Genomic DNA, 12910 nt, shown 5'->3' with positions numbered 1-12910 from the left:
TGGCACGCGCGCGTCACGCCGGTACCGGCGCGGTGTTGACCGCGTGGCAGGCGACGCCGTCGATCAGGCTCGGTGCTTCCTTGCGGCAGAGATCGAACGCCAGCGGGCAGCGCGGATTGAAGGCGCACCCGGGCGGCGGATTGATCGGGTTCGGGATCTCGCCCTTCACGGGAATGCGCTGGCGGCCGCTCATGGCAAGATCGGGCACGGCGCCGAGCAGCATCTTGGTATAGGGCATGCGCGGACGGGCAAACAGCTCGCGCCCTTCCGCGATCTCGACGATGCGGCCGAGATACATCACGCCGACGCGGCTCGCCATGTGGCGGACCACGGCGAGGTTGTGGCTGATGAACATGTAGGTCAGGCCGAACTTGTCCTGGAGGTCGCGCATCAGGTTCAGGATCTGCGCCTGCACGGAGACGTCGAGCGCGGAGGTCGGCTCGTCGCAGACAATGAACTCCGCGTCGGAGGCGAGCGCGCGGGCGATCGCGATGCGCTGACGCTGGCCGCCCGAGAACTCGTGCGGAAATTTCAACCTGTCGTCGGGATGCAGGCCGACGAGGGAGAGAAGCTCTCCGACCCGCGCCTGGATGTCGCGCTCGCCATCGATCAGGTCGAACGCGCGGATCGGCTCGGAGATGATGGCGTCGACCCGGAAGCGGGGGTTCAGGCTCGCATAGGGATCCTGAAAGATCATCTGGATGCGGCGGCGCAGTTTCCGCCGCGCCTGGGCCTGCCGCGGATCGGTCATTGAGATGCCGTCGATCAAGACGTTGCCGGAGCTTGGCGGTAGCAAGCCGACGATCATCCGCGCCACCGTGGTCTTGCCCGAGCCGGATTCGCCGACCAGTGCAAAGGTCTCGCCCTTCCTGATGTCGAAGGTGACGCCGTCGACGGCTTTGAGATATTCGAGCTGCCCGCCTTCGAGCATGCGGTTGAGCCAGGGTTTCGAGACGTCAAAGACGCGCCGCAGATTCGTGGCCTGGACGAAGGGAGTGCTCATGCCGCGCTCTCCGCCGGCACGCCGTCATAGAGATGGCAGGCGACCGATTGCGCGCCCCGTGGCAGTGGCTCCGGTCGCTCGACACGGCAGCGATCGAACGCAAATGCGCAGCGTGGATTGAACGAGCACCCGCGCGGAATCGCCGACAATCGCGGCATCGAGCCGGGAATTTGCACCAGGCGCTTGTCATCGCCCGCGAGCGTCGGGATCGCGCCCATCAGGCCCTTGGCGTAGGGATGCAGCGCGTTCTGCACGACATCCTGCACCGGACCGATCTCTGCGACGCGGCCGGCGTACATCACCGCGACCCGGTCGGAGGTCTCGGCGATCACGCCCATGTCGTGGGTCACCAGCATCACCGCGGTGCCGTGGTCGCGCCCGAGACGCTTGATGAGCGAGATGATCTGCGCCTGCACCGAGACGTCGAGCGCGGTGGTCGGCTCGTCGGCGATGATCAGCTCCGGTTCGGCGCAGATCGCGAGCGCAATCACCACGCGCTGGCGCATGCCGCCGGAGAATTCGTGCGGATAGCCGTCGATGCGCTTTTCCGGAGCCGGGATTCCGACTTCGGCGAGCAGGTCGATGGCTCGGCGGCGGGCGGCGGTCTCGGACAGGTTCAGATGGGTTCTGATCGTCTCGATGAGCTGGTCGCCGATCTTGTATAGCGGATTGAGCGAGGTGAGGGGGTCCTGGAAGATCATGCCGATGCGTTTTCCCCGCACGCGGCGCATCTCTTCTGGCGGCAGATTGTCGATGCGCAGGCCGGAAAGGCGGATCTCGCCGCCCGAGATGCGGCCCGGGGAATCGATCAGGCCAATGACCGCGAGTCCGGTGACCGATTTGCCGGCGCCGGACTCGCCGACAACACCGAGCACCTCGCCTTTGGCGATGTCGAAGGAGACATTATCGATCGCGCGCAGCGTGCCCCGGCGGGAGGCGAACTCAACCTGAAGATTACGAACGGAGAGAACGGGCTCGGTCATGAACGCTGCATACTCATCGGAGTTTCGGGTTAAGCGCGTCACGCAGCCAGTCGCCGAGCAGATTGATCGACAGGATCAGCGCCGCGAGTGCGATTCCAGGGAAGGCGACGATCCACCATTCGCCCGCGAACAGGTAGTTGTTGCCGATCCGGATCAACGTGCCCAGCGATGGCATGGTCTCGGGCATCCCCGAGCCGAGGAACGACAGCGTCGCCTCGGTGATGATAGCGAGCGCGAGATTGATGGTGGCGATGACGAGAATGGGCCCCATCGTGTTCGGCAGCACGTGGCGCAACATGATCACCGGGGCGGGCAGGCCAATGAGCTGGGCGGCGGCGACATAGTCCTTGTTCTTCTCGACCATGACGGAGCCGCGCACGGTGCGGGCATATTGCACCCAAAAGCTCAAGCCGATCGCGAAGACCAGGACAGCCAGCATGCTCATCTCGTCGAGCTTGTTGCCGAAGACCGATTTGGCGATGCCGTTGATCAGCAGCGCGATCAGGATCGCCGGGAATGAAAGCTGCACGTCAGCGATGCGCATGATCAGCCCGTCGACGGCACCGCCGAAATAGCCCGCCGTCAGCCCGAGCAGGATGCCGATCGCGCCGGAGAAGACGACGCCGAGCACGCCGACGAGAAGCGAGATGCGCATGCCGTAAAGGATCGCGGACAACACGTCCCGACCTTGTTCGTCGGTGCCGAGCAGGAACGGGCTCTGGCCGTCGGAGGTCCATAATGGCGAGATGCGCGAGTTCATCAGCTGGAGCTGTGCCGGGTCAAAGGGATTCTGGACCGACAGCACCGAGGCGAGGATCGCGACCAGGAAGAACAGCAGCGTCACCGCCGCTGCGACCATGGTGATCTTGGAGCGGCGAAATGAATAGAACAGGTCGCTGTCGAGCGCGCGTTTGAACCAACCCGGCGCGTCGGCGCGCGGGCCGCGTTCTTCGACCTTGTGCGGGACGACGGCTTCGCTCATTCAATGTGCCCGGCTGATCGTCGAGCGCAGCCGCGGATCGACGATGGTGTAGAGGATATCAACCACGAGATTGATGGTGACGAAGATCAGGGACACCATCATCAGATAGGCGGCCATGATCGGGATATCGACATTCTGCACGGCCTGCACGAACAGCAACCCCATGCCGGGCCACTGGAACACGGTCTCGGTGATGATCGCAAATGCAATTACCGAGCCAAATTGCAGGCCGGCCACCGTGATGACGGGGATCAGCGTGTTGCGCAGCGCATGACCGTAATGGATGGCGCGCGTGGTGAGGCCGCGGGCACGGGCGAAGCGAATGTAGTCGGTGCGCATGACTTCGAGCATCTCGGTGCGGACCAGCCGCATGATCAGCGTCATCTGGAACAAGCCCAGCGTGATCGAGGGCATGATCAGCGCCTTCAGTCCCGACAACGTCAGCAGACCTGTCGTCCACCAGCCGATATGCACGACGTCGCCGCGGCCGAACGAGGGCAGCCAGCCGAGCGTCACCGAGAACAGGTAGATCATGAGAATGCCGATCAGGAAGGTCGGCAGCGAGATGCCGATCAGCGAGATCGCCTGGAACGCGTGTGTGAGCCAACTGTCGCGGCGAAGCGCCGAATAGACACCCATCAGGATGCCGCAGAGCATCGCGAAGATGGTGGCGCAGGTCGCGAGCTCCAGGGTCGCGGGCATCCGCTCCATCAGAAGATTGGCGACAGGCAGGCGGAACTGGTAGGAGACGCCGAACTTGAACTGCGCAGCGTTGCCGATATAGCGGCCGAACTGCACGATCACGGGATCGTCGAGGCCGAGCGATTTGCGGATCGCGGCGCGTTCGGCGCCGGACGTGTCCATCCCGACCATCTGGTTCACGGGATCGCCGGCGAAACGAAACATCGAGAAGGAGATGATCCCGACGGCGATCATGACACCAATGGCCTGAATGGCCCGGCGCAGTGTGAAAGCGAGCATCTGTTCCTTTCACATTTCTTCAGTGGCACGCATCATTGCGTTAGCCCGAAATAGCAAGTCCCGGAAGCCAGGGCTTCCGGGACTTCACAACATGTCGACACCTATTCGTCCTGCTTGGTCGCCCAGTAGAGCAGGACCTGGTTGTCCGCACGCTGGGTCAGCTTGACCTTCTTGGACACGCCCCAGGCCAGCGCCTGCTGATGCAGCGGCACGTAGGCCCAGTCCTTCATCGAGATCTCCCAAGCCTGCTTGATCAGCAGATCGCGCTTGGCCGTATCGAGTTCCAGGAGAACTTTGTCCGCGAGTTCGTCGAATTGCTTGTTGCAGTAACCAGCGAGATTGGCTTCGCCGCGGTTGGGATCCTTGGGATCATCGCGGCAACCCATGATGTCGTGCAGGACGTTATGGGAGTCCAACGTGTCGGGGGTCCAGCCCAGCATGAAGAACGACGTCTTGTAGCCGCCGGGCTTCAGAACCTTGGCGAAATACTGGGCCTTGGGTTGCGCCAGCAGCTCCACTTTGAGGCCGATGCGGGCGAGCATGCCGACGACGGCCTGACAGATCGCGGCGTCATTGACGTAGCGATCGTTGGGGCAGTCCATTGTGACTTCGAAACCCTCGGGATAGCCGGCGTCAGCCAGAAGCTTCTTGGCGGCGTCGGGATCGAGCTTCGGCCGGGTGAAATCCTTCGAGGCAAAGATCTCTGGTGCAACCATCAATGCGGACGGCGTGGACAGTCCGCGCATGACGCGATTCTTGATCAGGTCGATGTCGATCGCCCGGTAGACGGCTTCGCGGACGCGAACATCCTTGAACGGGTTCTTGCCCTTGACGTTGGAGTACAAGAGCTCATCACGCGCCTGATCCATGCCGACAAAGATGGTGCGGAGTTCAGGTCCCGTCAGCACGGTGGCGTTCGGACTCGCTTTCACGCGCTCGATGTCCTGGACCGGAACCGGCTCGATCACGTCGACTTCGCCGGACAACAGCGCCGCAACACGCGTGGCGGGGTTGGCGATCGGCGTGAAGACGATCTCCTTCAGATTATGCTCCGGCTTACGCCACCAGTTCGGATTGGCCTTGAAGACGGTCTTCACGCCCGGTTGATGGCTCTCGATGGTGAAGGGTCCGGTGCCGTTTTCATGGAGCGAGGCGTAGCTCGGGGTCGTCGCGGCTGCGGGCGTCGGTGCCACCGCATCGTTCGCCTCTGCCCATTTCTTGTCCATGATGTACCAGGTCGCCCACAGCGCCGTCAGAATGGGATTGGGCGAGGTCAGGATGAAATCGACGGTGTAATCGTCGATCTTGACCACCTTGGCATCGGCGGGAACGCGGCTCTGGAAATTCGAACCTTTCGCCCGCACGCGTTCGGCCGAAAACACCACGTCGTCCGCGGTGAAGGGGTCACCGTTGTGGAATTTGACATCCTTGCGCAGGTGAAAGCGCCAGCGTGTCGGCTCCGGCGTCTCCCAGCTTTCGGCGAGTGCCGGGACGATCTTCAGGTCCTTGCCACGGGCAACCAGGCCCTCATAGACATGACCGAGATGCGCACTGGTGGTCGACTCGTTCAGCGTGTACGGGTCGAGCGACTTGAGTTCACCCTGGTTGGCGTAGCGCAGCGTCTGGCTCGACGCCGGCGAAACCGCCAACGCAAGCATACTGGCGAGCGTCGCCGCAAACAGACTTCGTCCGACTGACATTCTTGACCTCTCCACTCGCCCGCACCGTCATTTTTGATTGTTCGGCGGGGCTGATCGAACCATGTTGCCCAGAGTTCTCGACCCGTGCAAGCGCCATTCCAGCAAGGAACGCGCCAAGTTGCGCCGCTGTGCAGCAATGCTGACCGGCATGACGGGAGGACGGGCGCGGCCGCGGCCGATTTTGATTGACCATATCCGCCGATCGGGGAAGCCGGAGCGCCGCGACCGGCCTCAGGTCGCTTGCGTTGCACACCGTCTCGCGGCGATACTGCGGACGGCCGCTCGAATCTCATCTGGAGGGGACATGAAAGTTAACATCGAAATCGACTGTACCCCCCTCGAAGCCCGTCAGTTCATCGGATTGCCCGACCTGGCACCGATGCAGACGGCGGTAATGGACAAGCTGCAGCAGCAGGTTCTGAGCAACATCGACAAGGTCTCGCCGGAATCGCTGATCCAGAGCTGGTTCACCTTCGATCCAAAGCTTGCCGAGCGGTTTCAGGACATGTTCGTCACCATGGCCGGCCTCGGCGGCACGCGCAGCGGCGACAAGAAGAAATAATGCCGCCCGGTCCGGACGGGCCGCAGACGCCAGGCCGGCTTCGTCCGCCCGGCCTTGCTTTGCTGCTCGCCGAAGCCCGTGGGTTGCTCGAACTCAACGCCAGCCTGCTGCTGTCGCCGGTCCTGATGCGGGCGCCCAAAGGCGATGGCCATCCGGTGCTGGCGCTGCCTGGCTTCCTCGCCAGCGACCTCTCGATGGCGCCGATGCGGCGCTATCTCAGCGAACTCGGCTATGAGGCGCATGCCTGGCGCATGGGCCGAAATTTCGGCGGGTTCGGACGGATGCGAGATTCATTGCGCGCCCGTCTCGGCGAAATCCATGCTGCGACCGGACACAAGGTCAGCCTGGTCGGGTGGAGTCTCGGCGGCGTCTATGCACGCGATCTCGCGCTCCAGGCGCCCGACATGGTCCGCAATGTCATCACGCTCGGCAGCCCTTTTGCCAATGACATACGGGCAACCAATGCGACGAGGCTCTACGAGATGATGTCCGGCGAGCGAGTAGAGGATTTCGCCGAGCTGCGCGAGGCGATCGCCGGCGATCTGCCGGTGCCGGCGACGTCGATCTATTCGCGCGCCGACGGCATCGTGAACTGGCGGACCTGCCTGCTGCGTCCCTCCGACCGTGCCGAGAACATCGAGGTGCACCTGGCCAGCCATATCGGACTTGGGGTAAATCCCGCAGCGCTGTGGGCCGTGGCGGACCGCCTTGCGCAACCGGAGGGGGAGTTCTGGCCATTTCACAGGGCAGGGCCGTTTGCCATTGCATATGCCCCGCCGGAACAGGCAGTATCGGCCTGACGAGAAGCGCCGCCTAAGGCGCCCGTCAAATTCGGGAGGGAACCATGGCTGACGGTAAGAAGCTGTCGTCGCTGGATGCGTCGTTTCTCTATCTGGAAACGCCGGAAATGCCGATGCATGTCGGGAGCATGGCGATCTTTCGCCTGCCGGACGACTACAAGGGCGACTTCTTCGAAGATTTCAAGGCGATGATCGTCTCGCGCCTGCACATCGCGCCGATCCTCAAAGCGCGGCTCGAGAAGGCGCCGCTCGACATCGATCATCCCTCCTGGGTCGAGGACGATCAGTTCGACATCGACCGTCACATCTTCCGCGCCAGCCTGCCCCAGCCGCGCGACCGCGCCACGCTCGAACGCATCGTGGGCTGGATGCACGCCAAGCTCTTGAACCGCGCCCGCCCGCTCTGGGAGTTCTACGTGTTCGAGGGCATGAAGGACAACGAGGTCGGACTTTATTCGAAGATGCATCACGCCGCCATCGACGGCGGCGCCGGTGCGGCGCTGACCAACATGATCTACGATATCTCGCCGATCCCGCGGAAGGTGGATGCGCCGACCGCGGGAGCGAAGCCCGGGCAGGAGCCGCGCGACCTCGCAGCGAACCTGGTCGATTCCTACCAGCAGCTCTTCACCCAGCCGCTCGATGCATCGGCGGCCGCGAAGAACCTGCAACTGCCGCGCACCGGCAAGAGCGACATCGGTTCGATCCTGTTCGACAATGCAATGTACCAGATCGAGAGTGCGGTACGCTTTGCCGGCAACATCCCGACCATGGTCAAGAGTGTCTCGGACGTGCTCGGCAAGATATCCGATCCAAAATCGCGCGAGAGCCTCGCCAGCATGGTGTCGCCGCCGACCATGCTCAACAAATCGATCTCGTCCGAGCGCAGCTTCGCCGGCGTCTCGATCTCGCTGTCGCGATCCAAGGTGCTGGCCAAGCAGGCCGGCGGCAAGCTCAACGACGTCGTGCTGGCCCTTGCCTCCGGCGTGGTCCGGCGCTACCTGCAGCAATACGGAACGCTGCCGGCGAAGTCCCTGACCGCTGCCGTGCCGATCTCGCTGCGCGAGGAAGGCAACACCGAAGCCAACAACCAGGTGTTCGGCATGATCTGCTCGATCGCGACCAACATCGACGATCCCAAGGCGCGCCTGGAAGCCATTATCGCGCAATCGACCAAGTCCAAGGAGATGTCGCATCCGCTGCGGGCGCTGATGCCGCAGGTCTCCAACATCTCGATGCTGGGCGCGCCGATCATCGTTCAGATCATGGCGCTGCTCTACAGCCGCTCTGACTTGTCGAATGTGCTGCCGCCGGCTGCGAACATCACGGTGTCCAACGTGCCGGGGCCGCGGCAGACGCTGTACGCCGCGGGCGCGGAGCTGTTGCACATATTCCCGGTGTCGATCTCGACGCACGGACAGGCGCTCAACATCACCGTGCAGAGCTATCGCGACCAGCTCGATTTCGGCTTCATCGTCGGCGCCAACATCATTCCGCACGTGCAGGTGATGTGCGACATGCTGCCGGAGGAGTTTGCCGCGCTGGAGGCTGCTTATGCTTCGCCCGCGGCGGACATCAAGGGCGCCGCTGAGTAGGAATGTCCCGATGATTGAAATGCCACCGCTCAAGTTCGTGCAGACGAACGGAATCCGCATGGGTTATTACGAGGCGGGCCCGGTCACGGACAAGCCGCCAATCGTGCTGTGCCATGGCTGGCCCGAACTCGCATTTTCCTGGCGCCACCAGATCAAGGCGCTGAGCGAAGCCGGCATCCGCGTGATCGCGCCGGACCAGCGCGGCTACGGCGCGACCGACCGGCCAGAGCCGGTCGAGGACTACGACATCGAGCACCTCACCGGCGATCTGATCGGATTGCTCGACCATCTTCAGATCGACAAGGCGATCTTCCTCGGTCATGACTGGGGCGGCTTCATCGTCTGGCAGATGCCGCTCCGGCACATCGATCGAGTGGCCGGCGTGGTCGGCATCAATACGCCTCATACCAACCGCGCCTGGGCCGATCCGATCGAGCTCCTGCGCGCGCGCTTCGGCGAAAAGATGTATATCGTGCAGTTCCAGGACCCGGCGCGTGAGCCTGACAGGATCTTTGGCAGCCGCGTCGAGCAGACCTTCGATGCCTTCATGCGCAGGCCTGTACCGCGCCCGGCAGATGCTCCGGGGGAGGAAGTCGTCGCGGGTGTCGGTGCTTCGCCGCGTCTGAACCTGGCATTCCCGCAGATGATCGCGGGCTACGATGCGAAGCACGATCCGCGCACGCCGATCCTGTCGCCGGAAGAGAAAAAGGTGTTCGTCGACAATTTCACCAGGACAGGATTCACCGGCGGCATCAACTGGTACCGCAATATGTCCCGCAACTGGATGCGCGCCGAAGGGCTCGATCATACGGTGCGCGTGCCGTCGCTGATGATCATGGCCGAGAACGACGCGGTGTTGCCGCCGTCTTCTGCCGATGGCATGGACAAGCTGATCCCTGATCTTGAAAAGTATCTGGTCCGCGACAGCGGCCATTGGACGCAGCAGGAGAAGCCGGAAGAGGTCAGTGCGAAGCTGATCGAATGGCGCAGAAGGCGGTTTGGCTAGCTCGCAACGACGGCGTTGAATACCGAGGCAGGGGAAGCACTTTTAATGTCATCGAAGAACCGTCTGGACCCGATCCCGCAGCCGCCGACCAAGCCGGTGGTCGGCAACATGCTGTCGCTGGATTCGGCCGCACCGGTGCAGCATCTGACCCGGCTTGCCAAGGAGCTGGGGCCGATCTTCTGGCTCGACATGATGGGCTCGCCGATCGTGGTCGTCTCCGGCCACGATCTCGTCGACGAGCTCTCCGACGAGAAGCGTTTCGACAAGACGGTGCGCGGTGCCCTGCGGCGGGTGCGCGCGGTCGGCGGCGACGGCTTGTTCACGGCCGACACCAGGGAGCCGAACTGGAGCAAGGCGCACAACATCCTGCTCCAGCCCTTCGGCAACCGCGCCATGCAGTCCTATCACCCGAGCATGGTCGACATCGCGGAGCAGCTCGTGGGCAAATGGGAACGGCTCAACGCCGACGACGAGATCGACGTCGTCCACGACATGACGGCGCTGACGCTGGATACGATCGGCCTGTGCGGCTTCGACTACCGCTTCAATTCGTTCTACCGGCGCGATTACCACCCCTTCGTCGAGTCGCTGGTGCGCTCGCTCGAAACCATCATGATGACGCGCGGCCTGCCGTTCGAGCAGCTCTGGATGCAGAAGCGGCGCAAGACCATGGCTGAAGATGTCGACTTCATGAACAGGATGGTCGACGAGATCATTGCGGAGCGCCGCAAGGGAGGCGAGGCGACCGACGACAAGAAGGATATGCTTGCGGCGATGATGACGGGCGTCGATCGCTCGACCGGCGAGCAGCTCGACGACGTCAACATCCGCTACCAGATCAACACGTTCCTGATCGCAGGCCACGAGACCACCAGCGGCCTGTTGTCCTGCGCGCTCTATGCGCTGCTCAAGCACCCCGAGATTCTCAAAAAAGCCTATGACGAGGTCGACCGCGTCCTCGGTCCCAATGTCGACGTGCGTCCGACCTATCAACAGGTCACGCAGCTCACCTACATCACGCAGATTCTCAAGGAGGCGCTGCGGCTATGGCCGCCGGCGCCGGCCTATGGCATCTCCCCACTGAACGACGAGGCTATCGGCGGCGGCAAGTACAAGCTTCGGAAGGGAACGTTCACCACCATCCTGGTGACCGCGCTGCATCGCGATCCCTCGGTCTGGGGTCCGAACCCGGACGCGTTCGATCCGGAGAATTTCAGCCGGGAGGCGGAAGCCAAACGGCCGATCAATGCCTGGAAGCCGTTCGGCAACGGCCAGCGCGCCTGCATCGGCCGCGGCTTCGCCATGCACGAGGCCGCGCTCGCGCTCGGCATGATCCTCCAGCGCTTCAAGCTGGTCGACCACCAGCGCTACCAGATGCATCTGAAGGAAACGCTGACGATGAAGCCGGAAGGCTTCAAGATCAAGGTCCGTCCGCGCGCCGATCGCGAGCGCGGCGCCTATGGTGGACCTGTAGCGGCGTCGTCGGCGCCGAAGGCACCGCGCCAGCCCACCGCGCGCCCCGGCCACAACACGCCGATGCTCGTACTTTACGGCTCCAATCTCGGCACCGCCGAAGAGCTGGCGACGCGGATGGCCGACCTTGCCGAGATCAACGGCTTTGCCGTGCATTTGGGGCCGCTCGACGATTACGTCGGCAAGCTGCCGCGGGAGGGCGGCGTCCTGATCATCTGCGCCTCCTATAACGGCGCGCCGCCGGACAATGCGACACAATTTGTCAAATGGCTCGGCGACGAGCTGCCGAAGGATGCGTTTGCCGATGTGCGCTACGCCGTGTTCGGCTGCGGCAACAGCGACTGGGCCGCGACCTATCAATCGGTGCCGCGCTTCATCGATGAACAATTATCGGCGCATGGCGCGCGCGCGGTCTATCCGCGTGGCGAAGGCGATGCGCGCAGCGATCTCGACGGCCAGTTTCAGAAATGGTTCCCGGCGGCCGCCCAGGTCGCGACCAAGGAATTCGGCATCGACTGGAATTTCACCCGTACCGCGGAGGATGATCCGCTCTACGCGATCGAGCCGGTCGCGGTGACCGCCGTCAACACCATCGTCGCCCAGGGCGGCGCGGTGGCCATGAAGGTGCTGGTCAATGACGAGCTTCAGAACAAGGCCGGTTCTAATCCGTCGGAGCGCTCGACGCGCCACATCGAGGTGCAGCTGCCGTCCAACATCACGTATCGCGTCGGCGATCATCTGAGTGTGGTCCCGCGCAACGATCCGACGCTGGTGGATTCGGTTGCCCGTCGCTTCGGCTTCCTGCCGGCCGACCAGATCAGGCTTCAGGTCGCCGAAGGCCGCCGCGCGCAATTGCCGGTCGGCGATGCCGTGTCAGTGGGCCGCCTGCTCAGCGAGTTCGTCGAGCTCCAGCAAGTGGCGACACGAAAGCAGATTCAGATCATGACCGAGCATACGCGTTGTCCGGTCACGAAACCAAAACTGCTGGCCTTCGTTGGCGAGGAGCCTGAAACACTCGAGCGTTATCGCAGCGAGATTCTGGCCAGGCGAAAATCGGTGTTCGATCTGCTGCTCGAATATCCGGCCTGCGAATTGCCGTTCCACGTCTATCTGGAAATGCTCTCGCTGCTGGCGCCGCGCTATTACTCGATCTCGTCTTCGCCGTCGGTCGACCCGGTTCGTTGCAGCGTCACGGTCGGCGTGGTTGAAGGACCGGCCGCCTCCGGCCGCGGCACCTACAAGGGTATCTGCTCGAACTATCTCGCCAATCGACGCGCGGGCGACGTGATCCATGCAACCGTGCGTGAGACCAAGGCCGGCTTCCGGCTCCCGGACGATCCATCCGTGCCGATCGTCATGATCGGCCCGGGCACGGGACTGGCGCCGTTCCGCGGCTTCCTCCAGGAGCGCGCCGCGCGCAAGGTCAAGGGCGCCGCGCTCGGTCCGGCCATGCTGTTTTTCGGCTGCCGTCATCCCGATCAGGATTTTCTCTACGCGGACGAGCTGAAGGCGCTGGCGGCGAGCGGCATCACCGAGCTGTTCACGGCGTTCTCGCGCGCGGAGGGGCCAAAGACCTATGTGCAGCACGTCCTCGCTGCGCAGAAGGACAAGATCTGGCCGCTGATCGAGCAGGGCGCGATCGTCTATGTCTGTGGCGACGGCAGCAAGATGGAGCCCGACGTGAAGGCGGGGCTGGTCGCGATCCATCGCGAGAAGAGCGGCAGCGATGCCGCCACGGCTGCCCGCTGGATCGAGGAGATGGGTGCGAAGAACCGGTATGTGCTGGACGTATGGGCGGGTGGATAACCCGGCAGCCGGACGTGCT

The 12910-nt window shown here is 63.4% G+C and carries 10 protein-coding genes; 5 read left to right on the top strand and 5 right to left on the bottom strand.

Annotation, left to right across the window (positions count from 1 at the left end; genetic code table 11):
* Positions 1 to 13: 13 nt before the first annotated feature.
* From RX329_RS30775 to RX329_RS30755, 5 genes are all read right to left on the bottom strand, one after another.
* Entirely contained in the window at positions 14 to 1003 is a 990-nt protein-coding gene (locus RX329_RS30775; protein WP_317244766.1) for an oligopeptide/dipeptide ABC transporter ATP-binding protein, read from the bottom strand.
* The gene (locus tag RX329_RS30770; protein ID WP_317244765.1) at positions 1000 to 1986 is read right to left on the bottom strand and encodes an ABC transporter ATP-binding protein; all 987 of its coding nucleotides are present in this window, start codon (positions 1984 to 1986) and stop codon (positions 1000 to 1002) included. Before RX329_RS30770 ends, RX329_RS30775 begins: the two co-directional genes overlap by 4 nt.
* Positions 1987 to 1999: 13 nt before the next feature.
* Positions 2000 to 2968: an ABC transporter permease gene (locus tag RX329_RS30765; protein WP_007593845.1), complete on the bottom strand. Its 969-nt coding sequence runs from the start codon at positions 2966 to 2968 to the stop codon at positions 2000 to 2002.
* Positions 2969 to 3949: an ABC transporter permease gene (locus RX329_RS30760; protein ID WP_317244764.1), complete on the bottom strand. Its 981-nt coding sequence runs from the start codon at positions 3947 to 3949 to the stop codon at positions 2969 to 2971.
* Between the two features lie 101 nt (positions 3950 to 4050).
* Complete coding sequence (locus tag RX329_RS30755; protein WP_317244763.1) at positions 4051 to 5649, bottom strand: ABC transporter substrate-binding protein; 1599 nt, start codon at positions 5647 to 5649, stop codon at positions 4051 to 4053.
* 304 nt (positions 5650 to 5953) lie between these two features.
* Between RX329_RS30755 and RX329_RS30750 the strand changes: the two genes are divergently transcribed.
* Genes RX329_RS30750 through RX329_RS30730 form a run of 5 tightly spaced genes read left to right on the top strand, consistent with a single transcriptional unit; the run spans position 5954 to position 12891 of the window.
* On the top strand, positions 5954 to 6211 hold the full coding sequence (locus RX329_RS30750) for a DUF6489 family protein (protein ID WP_007593837.1): 258 nt from the start codon (positions 5954 to 5956) through the stop codon (positions 6209 to 6211).
* On the top strand, positions 6211 to 7011 hold the full coding sequence (locus RX329_RS30745; RefSeq protein WP_317244762.1) for an alpha/beta hydrolase: 801 nt from the start codon (positions 6211 to 6213) through the stop codon (positions 7009 to 7011). The genes RX329_RS30750 and RX329_RS30745 overlap by 1 nt, the downstream gene beginning before the upstream one ends.
* Before the next feature lie 44 nt (positions 7012 to 7055).
* Positions 7056 to 8606 carry a wax ester/triacylglycerol synthase family O-acyltransferase gene (locus RX329_RS30740; protein ID WP_317244761.1) on the top strand — a complete coding sequence of 517 codons (1551 nt, stop codon included), beginning with the start codon at positions 7056 to 7058 and terminating at the stop codon, positions 8604 to 8606.
* Between the two features lie 10 nt (positions 8607 to 8616).
* Positions 8617 to 9612, top strand: a complete 996-nt coding sequence (locus tag RX329_RS30735) for an alpha/beta hydrolase (RefSeq protein ID WP_317244760.1) — start codon at positions 8617 to 8619, stop codon at positions 9610 to 9612.
* 45 nt (positions 9613 to 9657) lie between these two features.
* Entirely contained in the window at positions 9658 to 12891 is a 3234-nt protein-coding gene (locus tag RX329_RS30730) for a bifunctional cytochrome P450/NADPH--P450 reductase (protein ID WP_317244759.1), read from the top strand.
* The last annotated feature ends 19 nt before the right edge of the window (positions 12892 to 12910 follow it).

Source organism: Bradyrhizobium sp. BWC-3-1, assembly GCF_032917965.1.
Lineage (GTDB): Bacteria > Pseudomonadota > Alphaproteobacteria > Rhizobiales > Xanthobacteraceae > Bradyrhizobium > Bradyrhizobium canariense_D.
This window is presented reverse-complemented; position numbering and strand designations above follow the sequence as displayed.

Coding starts and splice junctions, on each gene's coding strand:
- RX329_RS30775 (WP_317244766.1), bottom strand. CDS start 1,003: ATGAGCACTCCCTTCGTCCAGGCCACGAATCTGCGGCGCGTCTTTGAC.
- RX329_RS30770 (WP_317244765.1), bottom strand. CDS start 1,986: ATGACCGAGCCCGTTCTCTCCGTTCGTAATCTTCAGGTTGAGTTCGCC.
- RX329_RS30765 (WP_007593845.1), bottom strand. CDS start 2,968: ATGAGCGAAGCCGTCGTCCCGCACAAGGTCGAAGAACGCGGCCCGCGC.
- RX329_RS30760 (WP_317244764.1), bottom strand. CDS start 3,949: ATGCTCGCTTTCACACTGCGCCGGGCCATTCAGGCCATTGGTGTCATG.
- RX329_RS30755 (WP_317244763.1), bottom strand. CDS start 5,649: ATGTCAGTCGGACGAAGTCTGTTTGCGGCGACGCTCGCCAGTATGCTT.
- RX329_RS30750 (WP_007593837.1), top strand. CDS start 5,954: ATGAAAGTTAACATCGAAATCGACTGTACCCCCCTCGAAGCCCGTCAG.
- RX329_RS30745 (WP_317244762.1), top strand. CDS start 6,211: ATGCCGCCCGGTCCGGACGGGCCGCAGACGCCAGGCCGGCTTCGTCCG.
- RX329_RS30740 (WP_317244761.1), top strand. CDS start 7,056: ATGGCTGACGGTAAGAAGCTGTCGTCGCTGGATGCGTCGTTTCTCTAT.
- RX329_RS30735 (WP_317244760.1), top strand. CDS start 8,617: ATGATTGAAATGCCACCGCTCAAGTTCGTGCAGACGAACGGAATCCGC.
- RX329_RS30730 (WP_317244759.1), top strand. CDS start 9,658: ATGTCATCGAAGAACCGTCTGGACCCGATCCCGCAGCCGCCGACCAAG.